The sequence below is a fragment of the Oceaniglobus roseus genome (assembly GCF_002869745.1).
In the GTDB taxonomy this organism is placed as follows: domain Bacteria; phylum Pseudomonadota; class Alphaproteobacteria; order Rhodobacterales; family Rhodobacteraceae; genus Oceaniglobus; species Oceaniglobus roseus.
The window spans coordinates 1-21,693 of sequence record NZ_PNOS01000049.1 but is presented as its reverse complement, the minus strand read 5'-3'; the positions used below and the strand labels follow the sequence as shown (position 1 = coordinate 21,693).

Annotated in this window: 18 protein-coding genes; 10 read left to right on the top strand and 8 right to left on the bottom strand. The window is 69.1% G+C overall.

Translation table 11 applies throughout. The features are described 5' to 3' along the window. Positions 1-57: 57 nt before the first annotated feature. Complete coding sequence (locus A7B20_RS19100; protein WP_102110187.1) at positions 58-999, bottom strand: ABC transporter ATP-binding protein; 942 nt, start codon at positions 997-999, stop codon at positions 58-60. Positions 1,000-1,098: 99 nt separating this feature from the next. On the opposite strand from A7B20_RS19100, the gene A7B20_RS19095 reads away from it, so the two are divergent. The 3 genes from A7B20_RS19095 (at position 1,099) to polA (ending at position 4,891) form a co-directional block, all read left to right on the top strand. Then, entirely contained in the window at positions 1,099-1,323 is a 225-nt protein-coding gene (locus A7B20_RS19095) for a zinc-finger domain-containing protein (RefSeq protein ID WP_102110186.1), read from the top strand. Beyond that, entirely contained in the window at positions 1,320-1,997 is a 678-nt protein-coding gene (locus A7B20_RS19090; protein WP_102110185.1) for a hypothetical protein, read from the top strand. The genes A7B20_RS19095 and A7B20_RS19090 overlap by 4 nt, the downstream gene beginning before the upstream one ends. Before the next feature lie 77 nt (positions 1,998-2,074). Continuing rightward, complete coding sequence (gene polA, locus A7B20_RS19085) at positions 2,075-4,891, top strand: DNA polymerase I (protein WP_102110184.1); 2,817 nt, start codon at positions 2,075-2,077, stop codon at positions 4,889-4,891. 22 nt (positions 4,892-4,913) lie between these two features. On the opposite strand, the gene A7B20_RS19080 is transcribed toward polA, so the two are convergent. The 4 genes from A7B20_RS19080 to ilvD form a co-directional block, all read right to left on the bottom strand. Continuing rightward, positions 4,914-6,941 carry an NADPH-dependent 2,4-dienoyl-CoA reductase gene (locus A7B20_RS19080; protein ID WP_102110183.1) on the bottom strand — a complete coding sequence of 676 codons (2,028 nt, stop codon included), beginning with the start codon at positions 6,939-6,941 and terminating at the stop codon, positions 4,914-4,916. A 170-nt stretch (positions 6,942-7,111) separates the two neighbouring features. Beyond that, positions 7,112-7,486, bottom strand: a complete 375-nt coding sequence (locus A7B20_RS19075) for a hypothetical protein (RefSeq protein WP_102110182.1) — start codon at positions 7,484-7,486, stop codon at positions 7,112-7,114. 13 nt (positions 7,487-7,499) lie between these two features. After that, on the bottom strand, positions 7,500-8,273 hold the full coding sequence (locus tag A7B20_RS19070) for a DUF6478 family protein (protein ID WP_172961062.1): 774 nt from the start codon (positions 8,271-8,273) through the stop codon (positions 7,500-7,502). Positions 8,274-8,300: 27 nt separating this feature from the next. Then, positions 8,301-10,064: a dihydroxy-acid dehydratase gene (gene ilvD / locus A7B20_RS19065; RefSeq protein ID WP_102110181.1), complete on the bottom strand. Its 1,764-nt coding sequence runs from the start codon at positions 10,062-10,064 to the stop codon at positions 8,301-8,303. A gap of 118 nt (positions 10,065-10,182) precedes the next feature. Between ilvD and A7B20_RS19060 the strand changes: the two genes are divergently transcribed. The 3 genes from A7B20_RS19060 (at position 10,183) to A7B20_RS19050 (ending at position 13,425) form a co-directional block, all read left to right on the top strand. Next, positions 10,183-11,067, top strand: a complete 885-nt coding sequence (locus A7B20_RS19060) for a CPBP family intramembrane glutamic endopeptidase (RefSeq protein WP_102110180.1) — start codon at positions 10,183-10,185, stop codon at positions 11,065-11,067. A 64-nt stretch (positions 11,068-11,131) separates the two neighbouring features. Beyond that, positions 11,132-12,088 carry an acetyl-CoA carboxylase, carboxyltransferase subunit beta gene (accD, locus tag A7B20_RS19055; RefSeq protein ID WP_102110179.1) on the top strand — a complete coding sequence of 319 codons (957 nt, stop codon included), beginning with the start codon at positions 11,132-11,134 and terminating at the stop codon, positions 12,086-12,088. Between the two features lie 53 nt (positions 12,089-12,141). Beyond that, the gene (locus tag A7B20_RS19050; RefSeq protein ID WP_102110178.1) at positions 12,142-13,425 is read left to right on the top strand and encodes a bifunctional folylpolyglutamate synthase/dihydrofolate synthase; all 1,284 of its coding nucleotides are present in this window, start codon (positions 12,142-12,144) and stop codon (positions 13,423-13,425) included. A gap of 192 nt (positions 13,426-13,617) precedes the next feature. Here A7B20_RS19050 and A7B20_RS19045 read toward each other — a convergent pair whose 3' ends face one another. After that, positions 13,618-14,118: an Lrp/AsnC family transcriptional regulator gene (locus tag A7B20_RS19045; RefSeq protein WP_102110177.1), complete on the bottom strand. Its 501-nt coding sequence runs from the start codon at positions 14,116-14,118 to the stop codon at positions 13,618-13,620. A 195-nt stretch (positions 14,119-14,313) separates the two neighbouring features. Here A7B20_RS19045 and trxB point away from each other — a divergent pair, with 195 nt between their 5' ends. The 3 genes from trxB (at position 14,314) to A7B20_RS19030 (ending at position 18,552) form a co-directional block, all read left to right on the top strand. Further along, the gene (gene trxB / locus A7B20_RS19040) at positions 14,314-15,321 is read left to right on the top strand and encodes a thioredoxin-disulfide reductase (protein ID WP_102110176.1); all 1,008 of its coding nucleotides are present in this window, start codon (positions 14,314-14,316) and stop codon (positions 15,319-15,321) included. A 55-nt stretch (positions 15,322-15,376) separates the two neighbouring features. After that, the gene (locus tag A7B20_RS19035; RefSeq protein WP_102110175.1) at positions 15,377-16,696 is read left to right on the top strand and encodes a cytochrome P450; all 1,320 of its coding nucleotides are present in this window, start codon (positions 15,377-15,379) and stop codon (positions 16,694-16,696) included. A 143-nt stretch (positions 16,697-16,839) separates the two neighbouring features. Beyond that, positions 16,840-18,552: a bifunctional sulfate adenylyltransferase/adenylylsulfate kinase gene (locus tag A7B20_RS19030; RefSeq protein ID WP_102110174.1), complete on the top strand. Its 1,713-nt coding sequence runs from the start codon at positions 16,840-16,842 to the stop codon at positions 18,550-18,552. Between the two features lie 292 nt (positions 18,553-18,844). On the opposite strand, the gene A7B20_RS19025 is transcribed toward A7B20_RS19030, so the two are convergent. Further along, a complete protein-coding gene (locus A7B20_RS19025; protein ID WP_102110173.1) occupies positions 18,845-19,465 on the bottom strand; it encodes a TetR/AcrR family transcriptional regulator in 621 nt (206 codons plus the stop codon). An 84-nt stretch (positions 19,466-19,549) separates the two neighbouring features. On the opposite strand from A7B20_RS19025, the gene A7B20_RS19020 reads away from it, so the two are divergent. Next, positions 19,550-20,626 (top strand): aldo/keto reductase, encoded by a 1,077-nt coding sequence (locus A7B20_RS19020; RefSeq protein WP_102110172.1) that lies wholly within the window; start codon positions 19,550-19,552, stop codon positions 20,624-20,626. Between the two features lie 172 nt (positions 20,627-20,798). On the opposite strand, the gene A7B20_RS19015 is transcribed toward A7B20_RS19020, so the two are convergent. Then, a complete protein-coding gene (locus A7B20_RS19015; protein ID WP_102110171.1) occupies positions 20,799-21,500 on the bottom strand; it encodes a L,D-transpeptidase in 702 nt (233 codons plus the stop codon). Positions 21,501-21,693 lie beyond the last annotated feature (193 nt).

Here is a 21,693-nt window from a genome sequence, read left to right as displayed (position 1 = left end):
GGTATCATCCTTGCCTCCCCCAGCACAAGCGGCGCGGCGCCCCTGAGCGGCGCACCCTCAGGCGGCGGCGCGGCTGCGGGTGAGGTTCAGGAACACGTCCTCGAGCCGCGCCTGTTCGGTCGCCACGTCCGAGATCCGCACACCCCCGGCGCGCAGGGCCGAGAGCACGTCGTCGGGCGAGGTCTCCTGCCGGGCATAGGTGATCGCAAGCACGCCCGCGCCGCGCTTCTCGAGCTTGGCGCCCTTCGGCAGCGACAGGGCGGCGGGCACCGCCGACTCGGTCGTCACCACCAGCGTCTTGGCGTCGATGGTGGACAGCAGGTTCTCGGTCCGGTCGCGCACCACCAGTTCGCCGTGGTTGATGATGGCGATCTCGTCGCACATCTCCTCGGCCTCCTCGAGGTAGTGGGTGGTGAGGATGATCGTCATGCCCTGCTCGTTCAGCTTCCGGACATTGGTCCAGAGCATCTGGCGCAACTCGATGTCGACGCCCGCGGTCGGCTCGTCCAGCACCAGGATGTGCGGGTTGTGGACCAGCGCCTTGGCCAGCAGCAGGCGCCGCCGCATGCCACCGGAGAGGGAGCGCGCATAGGCCTCGGCCTTGTCCTCGAGCCCGACCATGGCAAGGATCTCGTCGCTGCGCCGTTCGGACCGCGGTACGCCGTAAAGCCCGGCCTGCACGTCGAGCGCGCCCCGCGGCGTGAAATAGGGGTCGAGGTTCAGCTCCTGCGGCATGACGCCGATGGAGGCGCGGGACTGGCGCGGGTTCACGTCCTGGTCGAACCCCCAGATCTTCACGGTGCCCGCGGATTTCGTCACCAGCCCGGCCATGATGTTGATCAGCGTCGACTTGCCCGCGCCGTTCGGGCCGAGCAGGCCGAAGATCGAGCCCCGCGGGATCGTCAGGTCGATGCCCTTCAGGGCCTCCTTCGGCGCGTCGCCCTTGCTGCCTGCATAGGTCTTGCGCAGGCCCTTCAGCTCGATCGCGGGAGTGGTCATCACGTCTGCCTTTGTGGTCTTGCCGGTCCCCCGGCGTTCGCTATTCTCTGCGGATGACCTAGGGCCTGCCTGCGCGCAGGACAAGCTGAAGGAAGACCCATGTCCGAAAAGCACGCCGACATCGAAGGCGACCTGCCCCCGACAGGCGCCCTTCCGGAACCGGAAACCGAAATCGTCCACACCACCCGGGTCAGCTGCGACGGCAGCCAGTCGGGGCTGGGCCATCCGCGGGTCTGGCTGCAGATCCCGCCGGACCGCGGCTGGGTCGAATGCGGCTACTGCGACAAGCGGTATGTCCTCGCGGACGACGCCGACACCCATTGAGACGGCTCTGGCCCCTTCTCCTGCTGCTGGCGCTCGCAGGCGTCGCGCGGGCCGAGGCGCCGAGGCAGGGGCTGATGTGGAACCGCTCCGGCCTGCCGCTGACCTTCCCGCTGGTCCTGAAGACGGACCCGGGCGAGGATTACTATGTCGTGCTGAAGGACGCCGGCACGGGCAAGGCTGCGATGGCGGCCTATGCCCGCGGCGGCGATTTCTTCCGCGTGCTGGTGCCGCCCGGAACCTTCCGCATCGCGATCGCGGCCGGGACCGGCTGGGAGGGCGAGGAGCGGCTGTTCGGCCCGGGTGACGCGACACGGCGGTTCGAACTGCCGGACACGCTGACGTTCCGGGTGCGGGGCCTGGCCACGAAGGCCGGTCACGTCGTCGACCTGCGGGAGGCGCCGGCCGGCGTGCTCGCCTCGTCGCGGGTCCGAGCCGCCGAGATCTGCGGGCGGGTGATGCTGGTCCCCGGCGATCCGCTCAGGGCGGGCGACATCCTGATCGACCCCTCGGACGGACGCTATGCCGAAGGCGACGGGCCCATCGGCGCCAACCCCACCGACGGGCCAATCGGGGCGCAGCGGCGGGACGGCCCGCTGGGCGCCGATCCGATGGCGGGACGTCGGGCGGAGCGGCGCGCCCCCACGGTGGAAAGCTACACGGTCGACTGCGGCTGAGGGCTGCGCGTTCCCGGTCGCAATCGGCACGAGGCTCGCCTAAACCCATTGGCACGGGATTCGCGAAGGGGACGGACATGGCAGAGACGAAGTTCGGCAAGGGGCACCACCTGTCGCTGGTGGACGGCTCGGCCTTCATCTTCCGCGCCTACCACGCCCTGCCGCCGCTGACGCGGAAATCCGACGGGCTGCCGGTGGGCGCCGTGTCGGGCTTCGCCAACATGCTGTGGAAGATGATCGAGGACAACAAGGGCGACGACGCCCCGACCCATGCGGCGGTCGTCTTCGACAAGGGCTCGCACACCTTCCGCAACGACATGTACGACCTCTACAAGGCCAACCGCGAGGAGATGCCGGAAGAACTGCGCCCGCAGATCCCGCTGACCCGCGAGGCGACCCGCGCCTTCAACATCGCCTGTCTGGAACAGCATGGGTTCGAGGCCGACGACATCATCGCCACCCTCGCCTGCAAGGCGCGCGAGGCCGGGGGGCGGGTGACGATCATCAGCTCCGACAAGGACCTGATGCAGCTCGTCGGGGACGGCGTGGTGATGTTCGACGCGATGAAGAACACGGTGATCGACCGCGAGGGCGTGTTCGCCAAGTTCGGCGTCTATCCCGAGCGGGTGGTCGACGTGCAGGCGCTCGCGGGCGACTCCGTCGACAACGTGCCGGGCGCGCCGGGGATCGGGATCAAGACGGCGGCGCTGCTGATCAACGAGTTCGGCGACCTCGAGACGCTGCTGGAGCGGGCGGGCGAGATCAAGCAGAACAAGCGCCGCGAGACGCTGATCGAACATGCCGACCAGATCCGGCTGTCGAAGAAGCTGGTGCAGCTCGACTGCGACATGGCGCTCGACTATCCGCTCGAGTCGCTGGAGGTGAAGCAGCCGGAGAGCGAGACGCTTCTGAAGTTCCTCACCGACATGGAGTTCCGCACCATCACCAAGCGGGTGGCCGACGCGCTCGGGACCGAGGCGCCCGCGATTCCCGCGACCCCCGCGCCCGAGGATGCGCCCGCGCCGGTGCAGGTGGACTTCGACCCCGAGTCCTACGAATGGGTCAGGGACGCCGCCGCCCTGCAGGCCTGGATCGACCGCGCCCATGCCGTCGGCTGGGTGGCCGTGGACACCGAGACAACCGCGCTCGACGAGATGCTGGCCGAGCTGGTGGGCATCTCGCTGGCCGTGGCGCCGGGGCAGGCCTGCTATGTCCCGCTGACCCACAAGGCGTCGCGCGGGGACGACCTGTTCGGCTCGGCCGACCTGGCCGAGGGGCAGATGGGCTTCGACGAGGCGCTGGCGATGCTGAAGCCGCTGCTGGAGGATCCGGCGGTCCTGAAGATCGGCCAGAACATGAAGTACGACGCCAAGATCTTCGCCCGGCTCGGGATCAGGGTGGCGCCCTTCGACGACACCATGCTGATGTCCTACGCGATGCATGCGGGGCTGCACGGTCATGGCATGGACACGCTGGCCGAACGCTACCTCGGCCACACCCCGATCCCGATCAAGCCGCTTCTCGGCACCGGCAAGTCCGCGGTGACCTTCGACCGCGTGGCGATCCCCGACGCCGTGAAATACGCGGCCGAGGATGCCGACATCACCCTGCGCCTCTGGCAGGGCTTCAAGCCGCAGCTCCACAGGGCGCGGGTGACGACCGTCTACGAGACGCTCGAGCGGCCGCTGGTGCCGGTGCTGGCCGAGATGGAGATGCACGGCGTGAAGGTCGACCGCGACGTGCTCTCGCGCATGTCCTCGAAGTTCGCGCAGCAGATGGCGGCGCTCGAGGCCGAGATCACCGAACTGGCGGGGCGCGACTTCAAGATCAACTCGCCCAAGCAGCTGGGCGAGATCCTATTCGACGAGCTGTCGTTGCAGATGCCCGACGGCAAGGCGCCCTCGCGGGGCAAGTCCGGCGCCTATTCGACCGGGGCCGACGTGCTGGAGGATCTCGCGACGATCCACGATCTGCCGCGCCGGATCCTCGACTGGCGGCAGCTCGACAAGCTGAAGTCGACCTATACCGACGCGCTGCAGAAGCACGTCAATCCCGAGACGGGGCGCGTGCACACCTCCTATTCCATCGCCGGCGCGAACACCGGGCGCCTCGCCTCGACCGACCCGAACCTCCAGAACATCCCGGTGAGGAGCGAGGAGGGCCGCCGCATCCGCGAGGCCTTCGTGGCCGAGAAGGGCAACGTGCTGGTCTCGCTCGACTACTCGCAGATCGAGCTTCGGATCCTCGCCCATGTCGCCGACATCGGCACGCTGAAGCAGGCGTTCCGCGACGGACTCGACATCCACGCGATGACCGCGTCCGAGATGTTCGACGTGCCGCTCGACCAGATGACGCCCGACATCCGCCGCCAGGCGAAGGCGATCAACTTCGGCGTGATCTACGGCATCTCCGGCTTCGGCCTTGCCCGCAACCTCCGCATCCCCCGCGACCAGGCCCAGGGCTTCATCGACCGCTATTTCGAGCGCTTCCCGGGCATCCGCGCCTACATGGACGATACCGTGGCCTTCGCGAAGGCCAACGGGTTCGTCCAGACCCTGTTCGGCCGCCGCATCAACACGCCCGAGATCAACGCCAAGGGGCCGCAGGCGGGCTTCGCGAAGCGCGCGGCGATCAACGCGCCGATCCAGGGCACCGCGGCCGACGTGATCCGCCGCGCGATGATCCGGATGCCGAAGGCGATCGAGGGGATGCCCGCGAAGATGCTGCTCCAGGTCCACGACGAACTCTTGTTCGAGGTGGAGGAGGGCGCGGCGGACGACCTGATCGGCGCCGCGAAGACCGTGATGGAGGGCGCGGCGCATCCCGCGGTGCACCTCGACGTGGCGCTGACGGTCGAGGCGGGGCAGGGGCCAAGCTGGGCCGCGGCGCACTGACGCCGCGGCTTGGCGCCAGGGCTCAGAGCGTCGCGGCGAGCCGCACGCCCTGGTCGATGGCCCGCTTCGCGTCGAGCTCTGCCGCAACGTCCGCGCCGCCGATGACATGGGCCGTGATCCCCCGCTCGGCCAGACGGTCGGCCAGGCTCTTCTCCGACACCTGCCCGGCGCAAAGCACGATGGTGTCCGCCTCGATCAGCCTCGGGTCGCGCCGGTCCTCGCCGAAGCTGACGTGCAGGCCGGTCCCGTCGATCCGCTCGTAGTTCACGCCGCCGATCATCTCGACCCCCTTCATCTGGAGCGAGGCGCGGTGGATCCAGCCCGTGGTCTTGCCCAGCCGCTTGCCCAGCTTCTCGGCCTTCCTCTGCAACAGCGTGATCCGCCGCGCGGGCGCCTCGGGCTTCGGGCCCTCGGGGGCCAGGCCGCCCCGGTCCCGCGCCGGATCGCTGACGCCCCACTCCGCCTTCCACTCGTCCAGGTGCAGCGTCGGGCTGTCCCCCTGCTGGGCCAGGAACTCGGCCACGTCGAAGCCGATGCCGCCCGCGCCCACGATGGCGACCCGCTGGCCCACCGGCGCACCGCCCCGCAGCACGTCGACATAGCTCACCACGTTCGGCCCGTCCTGCCCGGGGATTTCCGGATCCCGCGGCAGCACGCCGGTCGCCACGATCACCGCGTCGAACCCCGCCAGGTCCTCGACCTCCACCGCCCAGCCAAGCCGCAGCGTCACGCCGCGCACGCCGACCATGGTGCGGAACCAGTCGACGAATCCGTGGAACTCCTCCTTGCCGGGGATCACCCGCGCCATGTTCAGCTGCCCGCCGATGTCCTCGGCCTTGTCGAACAGCGTCACGTCGTGCCCCCGCTCGGCCGCGGTGATCGCGGCCGAAAGCCCGGCAGGCCCGGCCCCCACCACGGCGATGCGGCGCGGAGCCTCGGCCCTGGCGATCGGCAGCTCGGTCTCGTGGCAGGCACGGGGATTGACCAGGCAGGACGAGATCTTCCCCGAGAAGGTGTGGTCCAGGCAGGCCTGGTTGCAGGCGATGCAGGGCGCGATCTCCGCCGCGCGGCCCGCCTTCGCCTTCGCCACGAAGTCGGGATCGGCAAGGAACGGGCGCGCCATCGACACCATGTCGGCGCAGCCCTCGGCCAGCACCTGCTCCGCCACCTCGGGCGTGTTGATCCGGTTCGAGGTGACGACCGGGATCGAAACCTCCCCCATCAGCTTCTTCGTCACCCAGGAGAACGCCCGCCGCGGCACCGAGGTGGCGATGGTCGGGATCCGCGCCTCGTGCCAGCCGATGCCGGTGTTCAGGATGCTGGCCCCGGCCGCCTCGACCGCCTTCGCCAGTTGCACCACCTCCTCCCAGGTCGAGCCGTCCGGGATCAGGTCGATCATCGACAGCCGGTAGATCAGGATGAAATCCTGCCCCACGGCGGCGCGCACGCGGCGGACCACCTCCAGCGGCAGCCGCATCCGGTTCCCGTAGCTCCCGCCCCAGCCGTCGGTCCGCTTGTTGGTATGGGTGACAAGGAACTGGTTCAGGAAATACCCCTCGCTCCCCATCACCTCGACACCGTCATACCCCGCCTCGCGCGCCCGGGCGGCGGCGGTGGCGATGTCGGCGATCTGCTTCTCGATCCCGGCCTCGTCCAGCTCCCTCGGAGGAAACGGCGAGATCGGCGACTTGACCGGCGAGGGCGCGACGCAGTCCGGCGAATAGGCATAGCGCCCCGCGTGCAGGATCTGCATCGCGATCCGCCCGCCCGCGTCGTGCACCCGTTCCGTCACCACCCGGTGGTTCGCGATGTCCGCCGCCGAGAACAGCCCCGCCGCTCCGGGGAACACCCCGCCCTCCCGGTTCGGCGCCATGCCCCCCGTCACCATCAGCCCGACGCCGCCTCGCGCCCGCGCGGCATAGAACTCGGCGACGCGGTTCCAGTCCTTCGTCTCCTCCAGCCCGGTGTGCATGGAGCCCATCAGCACCCGGTTCGGCAGCGTCACATGGCCAAGGTCCAGCGGGGCCAGAAGATGTGGATATGCGCTCATGCCGTCCTCCCGATTTGCCGCGCCAATCTTCCGCCTGACACCCGCCAAGTCACCCGCAACGCAGCGTCACGCCCCATCTTTGCTTCTTCAAATATCCTCAGGGGGTGAATGGCCCGAAGGGCCAGAGGGGGCAGAATGCCCCCTTTACCCGCCCGCCGCAGGCGCCGGCGTCAGCCGGTTTCGACGCAATGCCGCCGGAACGCGCGCTTCAGCATGTCGAGCTCGGCCCGGAGCAGGTCGATCTCGGCCCTTATGTCGCCCTCCAGCGCATCGCCCATGGCGATGGTGAAGGCGCCCAGCCGCTCGCCGCTCGCGGCCTCCGAGATCAGGATCGTCTGCACCCCCTGGGACAGCACCTGCGGCGGCAGCGGAAAGGACAGCACCCAGCCGCCCCGGCCGTCGGGTGCGACCGAGACATCGGGCAGCGGCCGTTCGAGGTGGGTGACGCGCACCTCCGGCGGTGCGGCACCGTCGGCCGCGGGGCGCAGGACGCCGTGCCAGACGCCTTCGGTGACGGTCAGCGGAACGAGCGTGAAGGCGGCCATCGGCGGCTCCCGGTCAGAGTTCGGCGCGCGGGCGCCGCGTCAGCGTCAGGTCGCGCAGGATGATCTGGTTCATTTCCGGATCCTCAAAGATCAGGTCGATCCACAGCTTCTCGATCCGCTTCTCGTTCAGGTCGGTGTAGTTCAGGTCGAACTCCACCGTCAGCGTATGGTCGGTGACCGGCAACTCGCGCACGATCTGTTCGGTATTCGGCCCGTGCCTGATGTTCAGGCGGGCGAAGATCTCGATCGGCTTCTCGATCTCGACCAGCGTGTCCATCTGCAGGATGTGGCGCCGGGTCAGGTTGCGGGCGGCGGCTTCGGGCAGGTCGATCACCAGCGACAGGAACGAGCCGTCGAAGCGGAACACGTCCATCCTGAGGCCGAAGGGCGCAAGGTCCCCGGCGCGGCTGTTCCGGAGCTGCCGGAAGGTCAGCTCGGAAATCCGGCAGTCGTGGAAGATCGTCACCGCGCCGCCGATCTGCGTGCGGCTCTCAACGGCCACGGCCCCGGGCCGCGGCAGGGGCGCCATCCACAGTTCGGGGCGGAAGGCCCAGTCGGTGCCAAGCGGCTTCTGGATCGCGTTCGACCCGATCCGGGGCAGCACCAGCCGCATCTCGGCGGCGCGGATCACCCGGTCGGTCCGGTCGCGCAACTGTTCGGCCCGGCCGCGCAGGGCGCGCAGGGCGCCCAGCTCCATCGCGGGGGCCTTGCGGGCCAGCCGGGTCCAGCGGCGCAGCATCCGCCGGTCGAGCCAGCGGCCGAGGCCGCGCTTCAGCGTGTCGGCCATGGCGCGTCGTCTGGCCTCGGCATGGGCTCAGAGGTCCATGTAGACATGGGTTTCGGCCGTCGCGCCGGGATGGGTCACGGCGCCCTTGTAGGTCGGCCCGACCAGCTGCGCGTATTTCCAGAGGGCGCCCGCGGCATAGTTGGTCGGCCTCGCGCCGCCCCAGTCGGCGCGGCGGGCATCCATCTCTTCCGCGGACAGGTCCACCGAAAGTTCGCCCTTCACCGCGTCGATGGTGATGATGTCGCCGTCCTTTAGCAGCGCGATGGGGCCACCCTGCGCCGCCTCCGGTCCCACGTGGCCCACGCAGAAGCCGCGGGTCGCGCCCGAGAATCGGCCGTCGGTGATCAGCGCCACCTTCTTGCCCATCCCCTGGCCGGAAAGCGCGGCGGTGGTCGAGAGCATCTCGCGCATCCCCGGACCGCCCGCCGGCCCCTCGTTGCGGATCACCAGCACCTCGCCCTCCTTGTAGGAGCGCGCCTGCACGGCGGCGAAGGCCTCTTCCTCGTTCTCGAAGACGCGCGCCGGGCCGGTGAACACCTGCTCCTCGGCCTTCATCCCGGCGACCTTCACGATGGCTCCCTCGGGCGCGAGGTTGCCCTTCAGCCCGACCACGCCGCCGGTCTTCGTGATGGGGCTGGAGATCGGGTGGATCACCCGGCCGTCCGCCTCGAAGCTCACGCGGTCGATCTCCTCGCCGATGCTGCGGCCGCTGGCGGTGATGCAGTCCTCGTGGATCAGCCCCGCCTTCCTCAGCTCCTTCATCACCACAGGCAGGCCGCCCGCCTCGTAGAGGTCCTTGGCCACGAACTGCCCGCCCGGCTTCAGGTCGACGAAATAGGGGGTATCCCGGAAGATCTCGCAGACGTCGTCGAGGAAGAAGTCGATCCCCGCCTCGTGGGCGATGGCGGGCAGGTGCAGCCCGGCGTTCGTCGACCCGCCGGTGCAGGCGACGACGCGGGCGGCGTTCTCCAGCGACTTCCGGGTGACGATGTCGCGGGCACGGATGTTCTTCTCGATCAGCGTCATCACCGCCTCGCCGCTCGCCACCGCGTACTGGTCGCGGGATTCGTAGGGCGCGGGCGCCCCGGCCGAGTTGAACAGGGCCAGCCCGATCGCCTCGGACACGCAGGCCATGGTGTTCGCCGTGAACTGGCCGCCGCAGGCCCCGGCCGAGGGGCAGGCAACCCGTTCGAGGATCGTCAGCGCGGCGTCGGAGAGGGTGCCACTCTGGTGGCGGCCCACGGCCTCGAACATGTCCTGCACGGTCAGGTCGCGGCTGGCGAAATCCTCGGGCACGTCCGATCCCGCGGGCACCCGGCCCGGCAGGATCGACCCGCCGTAGAGGAACACCGAGGGCGTGTTCAGCCGCACCATGGCCATCATCATCCCCGGCAGCGACTTGTCGCAGCCCGCAAGTCCGACGATGGCGTCGTAGCAGTGGCCGCGCATGGTCAGCTCGACCGTGTCGGCGATCGCCTCGCGCGAGGCGAGGGACGAGCGCATCCCCTCGTGCCCCATGGCGATGCCGTCGGTGACGGTGATCGTGGTGAACTCCCGCGGGGTGCCGCCCGCGGACTTCACCCCCAGCTTCACCGCCTGCGCCTGCCGGTTCAGCGCGATGTTGCAGGGCGCGGCCTCGTTCCAGCAGGTGGCGACGCCGACGAAGGGCTGGGCGATCTCGCTCTCGGTCAGGCCCATGGCGTAGTAGTAGGAGCGGTGGGGCGCCCGTGCCGGGCCCTCGGTCACATGCCGGCTGGGCAGTCTGGATTTGTCGGTCTTGCCCTTGGGCATGGTCGCCTCCCCGCGAAAACAGATGCTTCAGGGATAGGCGAGGGGGGCGGGTTCGACAAGGCTGATTGCTCCCGCCGCACCGGGCGGATAGCCTGCCCCGACACCCCGGGGAGCGCCGATGTACCGACAAGCCTTCGAAGATTTCGTCGCCCCCGCCCGGGCGCGCCCGCAGCTCTGGCGGCTGGTCCTCGGCGTGCTGCTGACCGCGGCCTGCGCGATGCTCTGGGTGGTCGTCCTGCTGGGCGCGGTCTGGCTGGGCGGCGAGGGCGGGCGCGCCATGGACCTGGCGGCAGAGCTGGCCGAGCCGGTGACGCCGGGGGTCACGCTGATCCTGCTGGCCACGTTCCTCGGCATGGCGCTGGGCCCGATGCTGGCCGCGCGGCTGCTGCACCGGCGGCGGGCGGGCACGCTATTCGGGCCGGGGGACCTGTTGTGCCGGGACTTCGCGGTGGCGGCGGCGACGGTGCTGGCGATCTACGGCACCTCGACCGCGGTCTGGCTGTGGCTCTACACCCCCGTCCACAACCTCTCGCCGGTCCACTGGCTGATCCTGCTGCCCTTCGCGCTGGTCGGCGTCGCGATCCAGACCGGCGCCGAGGAGCTGGTCTTCCGCGGCTACCTCCAGCAGCAGCTTGCCGCCCGGTTCCGAAGCCCGCTGGTCTGGCTCGTCCTGCCCGCCCTCGCCTTCGGCATGGTCCATTACGATCCCGCAAGCAACGGCGCGAACGCCTGGCTCGTCGTCGCCTCGGCGGCGCTGTTCGGGCTGGTGGCGGCCGACCTGACGGCGCAAAGCGGCAGCCTCGGCGCGGCCTGGGGATTCCACTTCGCCAACAACCTCATCGCGCTGGTGGTGCTGGCCACCAAGGGCACGATCACCGGCCTCGCGCTCTATACCACGCCCTACGAGGTCTCGGACGAGGGGGCGCTGACGGAACTGGTGCTGGTCGACCTCGCGATCCTGCTGCTGGCCTGGGGGCTGGTGCGCCGCTTCGTGCGCCGTTGATTGCATTCCGGTCCGCCCGGGCCTATGTCGGGGGGCATCGCAGGACCGAGGATCGCGCCGCCCGATGAACTGGATTTCGAACTACGTCCGCCCGAAGATCAACTCGCTGTTTTCCCGCCGCGAGGTGCCCGAGAACCTGTGGACCAAGTGCCCCGAGTGCGGCACCATGCTGTTCCACCGCGAGCTGGCCGAGAACCTGAACGTCTGCTCCAACTGCCAGCATCACATGCCGATGACCCCGCGCGAACGCTTCGCGACGCTCTTCGACGGCGGCATCTACACCGAGGTCGAGGTGCCCGCGCCGGTGGCCGACCCGCTCCAGTTCCGCGACCAGAAGAAGTATCCCGACCGCATGAAGGCCGCCCAGAAGGCCACGGGCGAGAAGGAGGCGATGCTGGTCGCCGAGGGCGAGATCGGCCGCACCCCCATCGTCGCCGCCTGCCAGGACTTCAGCTTCATGGCGGGCTCGATGGGCATGTATGTCGGCAACGCCATCATCGCCGCGGCCGAGCGCGCGGTGAAGCTGAAGCGGCCGCTGATCCTGTTCTCCGCCGCGGGCGGGGCGCGGATGCAGGAGGGGATCCTGTCGCTGATGCAGATGCCCCGCACCACCGTCGCGGTCGAGATGCTGCGCGAGGCGGGCCTTCCCTACATCGTCGTGCTGACCCACCCGACCACCGGCGGGGTGACGGCGAGCTATGCCATGCTGGGCGACATCCACATCGCCGAGCCGAACGCGCTGATCTGCTTCGCCGGTCCCCGGGTGATCGAGCAGACCATCCGCGAGAAGCTGCCCGAGGGCTTCCAGCGGGCCGAGTACCTGCTGGACCACGGGATGCTCGACCGGGTGATCGCGCGGGCGCAGATGCGCGGCGAACTCATCACCATCGTGCGGATGCTCATGGGCCTGACGCCGGTGGTGGCGGGCGACCTGCCGCCGCCCGCCGACGTGGCGAGCCTGGCCGACCAGCGCGCCACCGCGGCGACGGGCGAACCGGCCGAGATCGACGAAACCTCCTGAACCCCGTCCGGGCGGGCGGTGTCGCCCGCGCCGGGCCTCCAAGCGGTGCGGCCATGGCTGTGACTTCCCCCCGAGGCTCCGACCTGGTGCTGCAACGGCTGATGTCGCTGCACCCCAAGATCATCGACCTCACGCTGGACCGGATGTGGCGGATCCTCGCGGACCTCGGCCACCCCGAGCGTGCGCTGCCGCCGGTGATCCACATCGCCGGTACCAACGGCAAGGGCTCGACCCAGGCGATGCTGCGCGCGGGGCTGGAGGCGGCGGGCGCCCGCGTCCACGCCTATACCTCGCCCCACCTCGCCCGGTTCCACGAGCGGATCAGGGTGGCGGGCGAGCTGATCTCGGAAGAGGCGCTGACCGCGCTGCTGGACGAGTGCGAGGCGGCGAACGGCGGCGTGCCGATCACCTTCTTCGAGATCACGACCGCCGCCGCCATGCTGGCCTTCGCCCGGACCTCCGCCGACTGGACGCTGCTGGAGGTGGGCCTCGGCGGCCGTCTCGACGCGACGAACGTGATCGAGGCGCCGCGGCTCACGGTGATCACGCCGGTCTCGCTCGACCACCAGCAGTACCTGGGCGAGACCGTGGGCGAGATCGCGGGCGAGAAGGCCGGGATCCTGAAGCGCGGCGTGCCCTGCGTGGTCGGCCGGCAGGAAGACGCCGCGCTGGAGGTGATCGAAGCGAAGGCGGCGCGGCTGGGAGTGCCGCTCCTCGTGCAGGGGCAGCACTGGCACGTCGCGGCCGAGGGCGGGCGGCTGGTGTTCCAGGACGAGACCGGCCTTCTCGACCTGCCGCCGCCACGGCTTCTGGGCGCGCACCAGTACGACAACGCCGGCATGGTGGTGGCCGCGCTGCGCCACCTCGGCTTCGGCGAGGACGCCTGCGCCGCCGCCCTGACCCGCGCCGAATGGCCCGCACGGATGCAAAGGCTGGTCTCGGGGCCGCTGGTGGAACTGGCGGGCACGGCGCAGCTCTGGCTCGACGGCGGGCACAATCCGTCGGCCGGGGAGGCGATCGCCGCGACGCTCGACGGGATGGGCGCGCATCCGACCTGGCTGATCTGCGGGATGCTGAACACGAAGGACGTCGCGGGCTTCCTGCGGCCGCTCGCGGGACGGGCCGAGCGGCTTTATGCGGTCGGGATCCCTGGCGAGGCGAACACCCTTCCGGCGGAGGCCACGCGCGACGTGGCGCGGGCGGAGGGGCTGGAGGCCGAGACGGCCGGAAGCGTCGCCGAGGCAGTGCAGGCGATCGTCGCGCAGGATCCGGCGGCGCGGATCCTGATCTGCGGCTCGCTCTACCTCGCCGGGCGGGTGTTGCAGGAAAACGGGTAGGGGACGCACCGCGCGACACCCGACTTCCGGCGCTTCGAAGGTGCGGCGCGCGGTGAGGGAGTGCGGGGGAGAGGATGCTCCCCTCCCCCGCACCCCCTCACCTGTGCCCGGCCCGGCCGGTCTTCGGGGAAGGCCGGTGGTCCGACAGCTGGTCTGCCCGCCGCGGTTCCGCAGGCTCCGGTCGCGCCCGGCTCATGCCTCCCGCTTCAGCCGTTCCTCGAGGACGTCGAAGGGCACGCCCGGTTCGTCCTTCGCGCCGCGGATCACCAGCGAGGTCTTGACGCTCGCCACGTTGGCGGCCGCGGTCAACTGCTCGGTCAGGAAGGTCTGGAAGGTCGACAGGTCCGGCGCGGCGCATTTCAGGATGAAGTCCACCTCGCCGTTCAGCATGTGGCACTCGCGCACCAGCGGCCATTCGCGGCAGCGCTTCTCGAAGGCCGAGAGGTCGGCCTCGGCCTGGCTCTGGAGCCCGACCATGGCGAAGACCTGCACCTCGAAGCCGAGGGCGCGGGCGTCGACGCTGGCGTGGTAGCCGCGGATGTAGCCGCTTTCCTCCAGCGTCCGCACCCGGCGCAGGCAGGGCGGGGCCGAGATGCCGACGCGGCGCGCAAGCTCGACATTGGTCATCCGGCCGTCGGCCTGGAGTTCGGCAAGGATCTTGCGGTCGATCGGGTCCAGCTTGTGGGTGGGCATGAATACTCCTGCGGCGCTTTGCAAAGCTTGTGCTGCATGTGCCCTATCGGAAATTATATTTCAAGGGCGCGCAATATCCTTAATGCCGATGCCCGCAAATCGCTTCGGAACCGTCAATCTGCCACCCGGGGCTTTCACCGCCTGCCGCGCCTGTCTATATCGGCGTCTCAGGTTTTCCGTCGAGGAGAAGGCATCATGGCCCAGCGTCACGTCAAGGTTCTGATCATCGGTTCCGGTCCTGCGGGCTATACCGCCGCCGTCTACGCCGCGCGGGCGATGCTGGAGCCGGTGCTGATCCAGGGTCTCCAGCCCGGCGGCCAGCTGACGATCACCACCGAGGTCGAGAACTGGCCGGGCGACACCTCGGTCATGGGGCCCGACCTGATGGTCAGGATGGAGGCCCACGCGAAGGAGATGGGGGCCGAGATCGTGTCGGACTACGTCTCGTCCGTGGACCTGTCGAAGCGCCCCTTCACAGCGGTCTGCGACAGCGGCACGACCTATACCGCCGACGCGCTGATCCTCGCCACCGGCGCCCAGGCGAAATGGCTGGGCCTTCCGGGCGAGGAGAAGTTCAAGGGCTTCGGCGTCTCGGCCTGCGCGACCTGCGACGGTTTCTTCTACAGGGGCGCCGAGGTGGTGGTGGCGGGCGGCGGCAACACCGCCGTGGAAGAGGCGCTGTTCCTCACCAACTTCGCCTCCAAGGTGACGCTGATCCACCGCCGCGACGAGTTGCGTGCCGAGAAGATCCTGCAGAACCGTCTCTTCGCCAACCCGAAGGTCGAGGTCCTGTGGGATCACCAGATCGAGGATGTGGTTGGCGCCGAGAACCCGCTGGGGGTCGAGGGCGTCAGGGCGCGCAATGTCAAGACCGGCGAGATCACCGAGGTGCCCTGCAAGGGCTTCTTCGTCGCCATCGGTCACGCCCCCGCCTCCGAGCTGGTGAAGGACCAGCTGGAACTGCACCACGGCGGTTATGTCGTGACCAAGCCCGGCAGCACGGCGACCTCGATCCCCGGCGTCTTCGCCGCGGGCGACCTGACCGACCACATCTATCGCCAGGCGGTGACCAGCGCCGGCATGGGCTGCATGGCCGCGCTGGAAACCGAGAAGTTCCTGGCCGAAGCGGGCGAGGCCGGGGGCAAGGACGAGTCGCTGCCGCTGGGTTACGGCGCGGAAGTCGCCGACAGCCCCGCCGAATAGGGTCCAACGTCCCGGGCATCCGTGCTAGGCTCGGCACCGGAAACAGGAGTCTCCGATGCCGACCGCCGCCGCCCTGGCGCATATTCCCGGACCGCCCGCCCTGCCCCTGCTGGGCCACACCCTCGGCATCGTTCGCAACAGCTATGCCCTGCAGGAGCAGGCGATCGCGACCTACGGGCCGGTCTACAAGGTCAACATGCTGGGGGTCTGGCGCGTCAACCTCTGCGGGGTCGAGGCGCTCGAGACCGTGCTGCTGGACCGCGACGGCATCTTCTCCTCCGAGGCGGGGTGGAGCGCGCTCGAGCGGATCTTCCCCGGCGGTCTGATGCTCCAGGATGTCGCCGAGCACCGCCAGAACCGGCGGATCATGCAGTCGGCGTTCCGGGCCGAGGCGATGCGGGACTACCTGCGGCGCATGGAAACGGTGCTGGCGGACCTTCTGGCGGACTGGCCGACGGAGCGCGCGTTCCGCTTCTACGACGCGATCAAGGACCTGACGCTCCGGGTGGGCTGCGCGGTGTTCATGGGCCTGCCGCCGGACGATCCGCTGGCCGCGCGGCTGAACCGCGCCTTCATCGACGAGGTGCGCGCCACGGTCGGCCTGGTCCGCGCCCCGCTTCCCTTCACGGCCATGCGCCGCGGCGTGAGGGGGCGGGCGTTCCTGAGGGACACCTTCCGCCGGCTGATCGCCGAGCGGCGGGCCGCTCCGGGAGAGGATTTCTTCTCGCAGATGTACGTGGCGACGGATGCCGAAGGCCAGGGCTGGTCCGAGGACGAGATCCTCGACCAGTTCAACTTCCTGATGATGGCGGCCCACGACACCACCGCGACGGCGCTGACGACCATGGCCTGGGCGCTGGGAGCGCATCCGGAGTGGCAGGAGGCGCTGGCCGGGGAGGCCGAGGCCCTCAACCGCCCGCTGGACGAGGCGGCGCTGGCCACGATGGCGCGGACGGAACAGGTCTTCAAGGAGGCGCTGCGCCTCGTGCCGCCGGTCCCCTTCATCCCGCGCACGGTGACCCGCGACTTCCACTGGCAGGGGTTCGACATTCCCGCGGGCACGGCGATCACGCTCAACCCCGGCACGACGATGATGTCGCCCGAGCTCTATCCCGATCCCGCCCGCTTCGATCCCGGCCGCTTCTCGTCCAGCCGGGCCGAGGACAAGCGGCACCGCTTCGCCTGGACACCGTTCGGCGGCGGCGCGCACAAGTGCATCGGGATGCACTTCTCGACCCTGCAGGTGAAGCTGTTAGTGGCGTGCCTGTTGCCGCGCTGCCGGATCGAACTGGCCGGATCGCCCGCCCCGGTCTGGCAGCGACTCCCGATCCCGCGTCCGCGCGACGGACTGCCGGTCGTCCTGCGGCCGAGATAGCGGGTTCTGGCGGCTTTCTGCCGGGAAACGGGTCGGTTTGTCACGCAGATTGCCAAATCCGCGCGCGCCGCTTGCCTTTGCGGGCGCGATGGGGCAGGGGAAGGCGCCATCTCCCACCCAGCAGATCAGACGGACGTTCCTTCATGCAGAATTCCAACCTCGCGCCCATTCCCGAACTCTTCGTTTCCTATGATTCGGCCCAGAAACTGAAGACCGAGGCGGGCAACCTGCCGTCCTGGGATCTGACGCCCCGCCAGATCTGCGACCTCGAACTGCTGACGAACGGCGGCTTCAATCCGCTGAAGGGCTTCCTGAGCGAAGCCGACTATGACGGCGTGGTCGAGAACATGCGCCTGGCCAACGGCACGCTCTGGCCGATGCCGATCACGCTGGACGTGTCCGAGAAATATGCCGACGGCATCGAAATCGGCCAGGACATCGCGCTGCGCGACCAGGAGGGCGTGATCCTCGCCACAATGACCGTCACCGACAAGTGGGTGCCGAACAAGGCGCGCGAGGCCGAGAAGGTGTTCGGCGCCGACGACAGCGCCCATCCGGCGGTGAACTACCTGCACAACACGGCCGGCTCCGTGTACCTCGGCGGGCCCGTCACCGGCATCCAGCAGCCCGTGCACTACGACTTCAAGGGCCGCCGCGACACCCCGAACGAGCTGCGCGCCTATTTCCGCAAGATGGGCTGGCGCCGCGTCGTGGCCTTCCAGACCCGCAACCCGCTGCACCGCGCCCACCAGGAACTGACCTTCCGCGCCGCGAAGGAGGCCCAGGCCAACCTGCTGATCCATCCCGTCGTCGGCATGACCAAGCCCGGCGACGTCGATCACTTCACCCGCGTGCGCTGCTACGAGGCGGTGCTGGACAAGTATCCGGCGGCGACGACCACCATGTCGCTGCTGCCGCTTGCCATGCGCATGGCGGGCCCCCGCGAGGCGGTGTGGCACGGGCTGATCCGCAAGAACTATGGCTGCACCCACTTCATCGTCGGGCGCGACCACGCGGGGCCGGGCAAGAACTCGAACGGCGAGGATTTCTACGGCCCCTACGACGCGCAGGAGCTGTTCCGCACCCATCAGGACGAGATGGGGATCGAGATGGTGGACTTCAAACACATGGTATGGGTCCAGGAGCGCGCGCAGTACGAGCCGATGGACGAGATCAAGGACAAGGACAAGGTCACGATCCTGAACATCAGCGGCACCGAGCTTCGCCGTCGCCTGCAGGAGGGGCTGGAGATTCCCGAGTGGTTCTCGTTCCCCGAGGTGGTGAAGGAACTGCGCCGTACTCGTCCGCCGCGGGCGCAACAGGGGTTCACCGTTTTCTTCACCGGCTTCTCGGGTTCGGGCAAGTCGACCATCGCGAACGCGCTGATGGTCAAGCTGATGGAGCAGGGCGGGCGTCCGGTCACTTTGCTGGACGGCGACATCGTCCGGAAGAACCTGTCTTCGGAGCTTGGATTCTCCAAGGAACACAGGGACTTGAACATCCGCCGCATCGGTTATGTCGCCTCCGAGATCACCAAGAACGGCGGCATCGCGATCTGTGCTCCGATCGCGCCCTATGCCACGACCCGGCGGGCGGTCCGCGAGGACATCGAGGCCTTCGGCGCCTTTGTGGAAGTCCACGTCGCGACCAGCATCGAGGAGTGCGAGCGGCGGGATCGTAAAGGACTCTACAAGCTGGCGCGCGAGGGGAAGATCAAGGAATTCACCGGGATTTCCGACCCCTATGACGTGCCGGAGAAGCCCGAACTCAGGATCGAGACCGAGACGTCGGACGTCGATCACTGCGCCCATCAGGTGCTGCTGAAGCTGGAAGCCATGGGGCTGATCAAGGGTTGATCCGGCCCTCCGCGGATGTATGATCCGCGTATGATCGGCGTATGATTCCCGTGCATACGATTTTCGAGCCGCCCCGGTCCATGGCCGGGGCGGTTTTCACTTGAGGATCGGAGTTATCGGCCCGCATCGCGCGGCGCGCCACGGGCCTGCTGCCCCGGATTTGGCTGAACGCTGACGCAGGGGCGTTCGGCCCGCTGCGGAGCTGAGGGCGGCGCAAGCCGAGGGTGCGCCCGAGGTCATCCCGAAGGACGCTGGCATAGATACGAAGGCCGATGTCCCGATCCGCCGGTCGTCAGCCCACCGGATCCGGCCAGACCGACATCGACGCGCGGGCGACCGCCAGCAAAGCGTCCCGATCCGCACCGTCCCGCGCCAGGACGGACATGCCCTGCGTCACGGCGAGAGCGAGATCGGCGAGCACCTCGCACCTTGTCGTCTGCGGCAGGAGACCCTGCGCGATGTCGCGCTCGATCCTGTTGACGATGATCGACCGGATGACGCGCCGCTCGTTCGCGGCAGCCTCGCGCACGTCGGCTGCATCCTTCGACCCGGTGGCGGCGGCGCTTGCGAGCAGGCATCCTCGCGGAGTCGCATCGCCCGTGAAGAGCGTGGCCGCATTCTCGATCATCCGCACCACGGCGTCCCGCGCGGTCGGCGCGCGGTTCATGGCCCCCTCCAAGTCGGCAGGATCGCCCGCATAGCGCCGCAACGCTTCGAGGAACAATCGCTTCTTGTCGCCGAAGGCGGCGTAGATGCTGGGCGCGGTCACGCCCATCGCTGCGGTGAGGTCGCTGATCGACGTCGTCTCGTATCCGCTTTGCCAGAACGCGAGCATCGCCTTCTCGAGCGCGACGTCTCGATCGAAGGACAGGGGGCGGCCGGTTTTTCGGCGCGGTGCGGAGGGGCTTTCCATAGTGATCGCTATTAAAGTGGTTGACGTTGCCGTTCAAGAGCCGCAGATGTTTCGTAACGATCAATACGAAAATCAGGAGTACCCATGTCTCTTACAGATTATCGCGCCCTCGGCCGTTCGGGCCTTGTGGTCAGTCCGCTTGCTCTTGGCACGATGACCTTCGGGCCCGGCCCGTGGGGCGCAGACGAGGCGGCGTCGCGCGAGATCTTCGCGGCCTATCGCGATGCAGGCGGCAATTTCGTCGACACGGCCGACATCTACTCAGGTGGCGCAAGCGAGGAGTTGGTCGGCACGTTCATCCGCGAGACCGGGTCGCGGAACGAGATCGTCCTGGCCACGAAATTCGGCTTCAACGGGTCCAGCAGCCCTCTCACCGCCTCGCAGGACGGCGGTGGCAATCCCCATGCCGGAGGCGCGGGATCGAAGAACATCCATCGCGCGCTGGACGGGTCGCTTAAGCGGCTTGGGACCGATTACGTAGATCTCTACTGGATGCACATCTGGGACGGTGTCACGCCGGTGGAGGAGATCGTGCAGACCTTGGGCGACCTGGTGCGTGCGGGCAAGATCCGCCACTTCGCCTTCTCCGACATGCCGGCCTGGGTCGCGATGAAGGCGGCGACCATCGCGTCCGAGCGCCGCGTACCGGGCCCGATCGCCATGCAGCTGGAATACTCGCTGGTCGCGCGTGACGTCGAGGCCGAGCATTTTCCCGCCGCACGCGAGGGCGGGATGGGCGTGATGCCCTGGAGTCCGCTGGCAGGCGGTTTCCTGACGGGAAAGTACGACCGGAACGACACCGCAGATACCGGTCGGCTGAGCGGCGCCAATCCGTTCGGCGACAGCAAGTTCACGGATCGCAACTGGGTCATCCTCGACACGCTCCGGCAGGTGGCGGCCGAACTTGGCTGCACGCCGGCTCAGGCGGCGCTTGCCTGGACCATGTCCCGGCCGGGCGTCGCGTCAACCCTTGTCGGCGCGCGGACGGCGGCGCAATTGACCGGCAACATCGCGGCGGCGGACATCAGCCTGAACGGTGAACAGATGCGCCGGTTGAACGATGTCAGCGCGCCGGCCCCCGGCTTCACCTCTTCGCTCGCGTCTGCTGCGATAAGGAAGATGCTTTATGGCGGGCATCAAGTTACCGCCTGGGGTGAGTGAGAGGTACTGTGCGGGCGGGGAGGGGGCTTTGCCCCCCCGGCCCTTGCGCGCCTCCCTCCAGAGTATTTGGACAAAGAAGAAGGCGTAATCTTCGGATCGATCGATCCGGCAGGTCAAAGCGCTCCCGGCGCGACGGCGCGCGGGAGCGGTCTGTGGGGGTTCGGCGCGCCCCTCAGTACACCACGCCGAAGCGGTTGGCCTTCTGCGATGGCTGGACGATGACCTTGGCGCCGTCGGTGGCGCGGTCGTAGAGGTCGATCGCGTCCTGGTCGAGCAGGCGGACGCAGCCGGACGAGACGAACTTGCCCAGGTACTGCGGTTCGCAGGCGCCATGGATGCGATAGAGCGTGTCCTTGCCGTCCTGGAACAGGTAGAGCGCGCGCGCGCCGAGCGGGTTGCCCGGGCCGCCGGGCATCCCGCCGTTCGCCGCCGAGTAGGGGGCGAACTCGGGGCGGCGCTCGATCATCGAATCCGGCGGCGTCCACTTCGGCCACTTGCGGCGGTACTGCATCTTCGCCACCCCGGCCCAGGAGAAGCCCGCGGCGCCCAGCCCGACGCCATAGCGCATCGCGCGCCCCTCGCCCTGCACGAGGTAGAGGAAGGCGTTGTCGGGCTCGATGATGATCGTGCCCGCCGGTTCGTCCGGGTAGGGGTTCTGCACCTCGGTGCGGAACAGCTTCGGATCGACGACGCCGGGCGGCACGGCCGGGACGGGGAAGGGTTCGTCGGTGATGGCGCCATAGCCCGGGGGCACCGGGGCGGGCGGCGCCGCGGGTTCTTCCACCGGGGCGCGGCGGGTCACGGCGGCGGGGCTGGTGCAGGCCGTCAGGGTCGCGGCAGAGGCTGTGGCGATGAGGGCGCGGCGGGTGATCATGGGTTCGGTCCTTCTGTGCTGAGGTCTGGAAGCGCCGTTCGGCGCGGCGGGACGCTCAGCGGGATCGTGGCGGTTCGGCGGGTTCGTCGGCGGCCCGGCCGTCCGGCGGCCTGTGCCGCTCGCTTCGGGCCAAGCGTGCGGCCAGGCCCCCGGGGGCGGCGCCCTCGGCGGGCAGCAGCCCCTGGTCGGCGCC

Excerpts from the sequence above, each read along its gene's own strand:
- A7B20_RS19035 (WP_102110175.1), top strand. The coding sequence starts at position 15,377 with ATGCCGACCGCCGCCGCCCTGGCGCATATTCCCGGACCGCCCGCCCTG.
- A7B20_RS19075 (WP_102110182.1), bottom strand. The coding sequence starts at position 7,486 with ATGGCCGCCTTCACGCTCGTTCCGCTGACCGTCACCGAAGGCGTCTGG.
- A7B20_RS19060 (WP_102110180.1), top strand. The coding sequence starts at position 10,183 with ATGTACCGACAAGCCTTCGAAGATTTCGTCGCCCCCGCCCGGGCGCGC.
- A7B20_RS19070 (WP_172961062.1), bottom strand. The coding sequence starts at position 8,273 with ATGGCCGACACGCTGAAGCGCGGCCTCGGCCGCTGGCTCGACCGGCGG.
- accD (WP_102110179.1), top strand. The coding sequence starts at position 11,132 with ATGAACTGGATTTCGAACTACGTCCGCCCGAAGATCAACTCGCTGTTT.
- A7B20_RS19025 (WP_102110173.1), bottom strand. The coding sequence starts at position 19,465 with ATGGAAAGCCCCTCCGCACCGCGCCGAAAAACCGGCCGCCCCCTGTCC.
- A7B20_RS19030 (WP_102110174.1), top strand. The coding sequence starts at position 16,840 with ATGCAGAATTCCAACCTCGCGCCCATTCCCGAACTCTTCGTTTCCTAT.
- A7B20_RS19020 (WP_102110172.1), top strand. The coding sequence starts at position 19,550 with ATGTCTCTTACAGATTATCGCGCCCTCGGCCGTTCGGGCCTTGTGGTC.
- ilvD (WP_102110181.1), bottom strand. The coding sequence starts at position 10,064 with ATGCCCAAGGGCAAGACCGACAAATCCAGACTGCCCAGCCGGCATGTG.
- A7B20_RS19050 (WP_102110178.1), top strand. The coding sequence starts at position 12,142 with ATGGCTGTGACTTCCCCCCGAGGCTCCGACCTGGTGCTGCAACGGCTG.
- A7B20_RS19080 (WP_102110183.1), bottom strand. The coding sequence starts at position 6,941 with ATGAGCGCATATCCACATCTTCTGGCCCCGCTGGACCTTGGCCATGTG.
- A7B20_RS19015 (WP_102110171.1), bottom strand. The coding sequence starts at position 21,500 with ATGATCACCCGCCGCGCCCTCATCGCCACAGCCTCTGCCGCGACCCTG.
- A7B20_RS19095 (WP_102110186.1), top strand. The coding sequence starts at position 1,099 with ATGTCCGAAAAGCACGCCGACATCGAAGGCGACCTGCCCCCGACAGGC.
- polA (WP_102110184.1), top strand. The coding sequence starts at position 2,075 with ATGGCAGAGACGAAGTTCGGCAAGGGGCACCACCTGTCGCTGGTGGAC.
- A7B20_RS19045 (WP_102110177.1), bottom strand. The coding sequence starts at position 14,118 with ATGCCCACCCACAAGCTGGACCCGATCGACCGCAAGATCCTTGCCGAA.
- trxB (WP_102110176.1), top strand. The coding sequence starts at position 14,314 with ATGGCCCAGCGTCACGTCAAGGTTCTGATCATCGGTTCCGGTCCTGCG.
- A7B20_RS19100 (WP_102110187.1), bottom strand. The coding sequence starts at position 999 with ATGACCACTCCCGCGATCGAGCTGAAGGGCCTGCGCAAGACCTATGCA.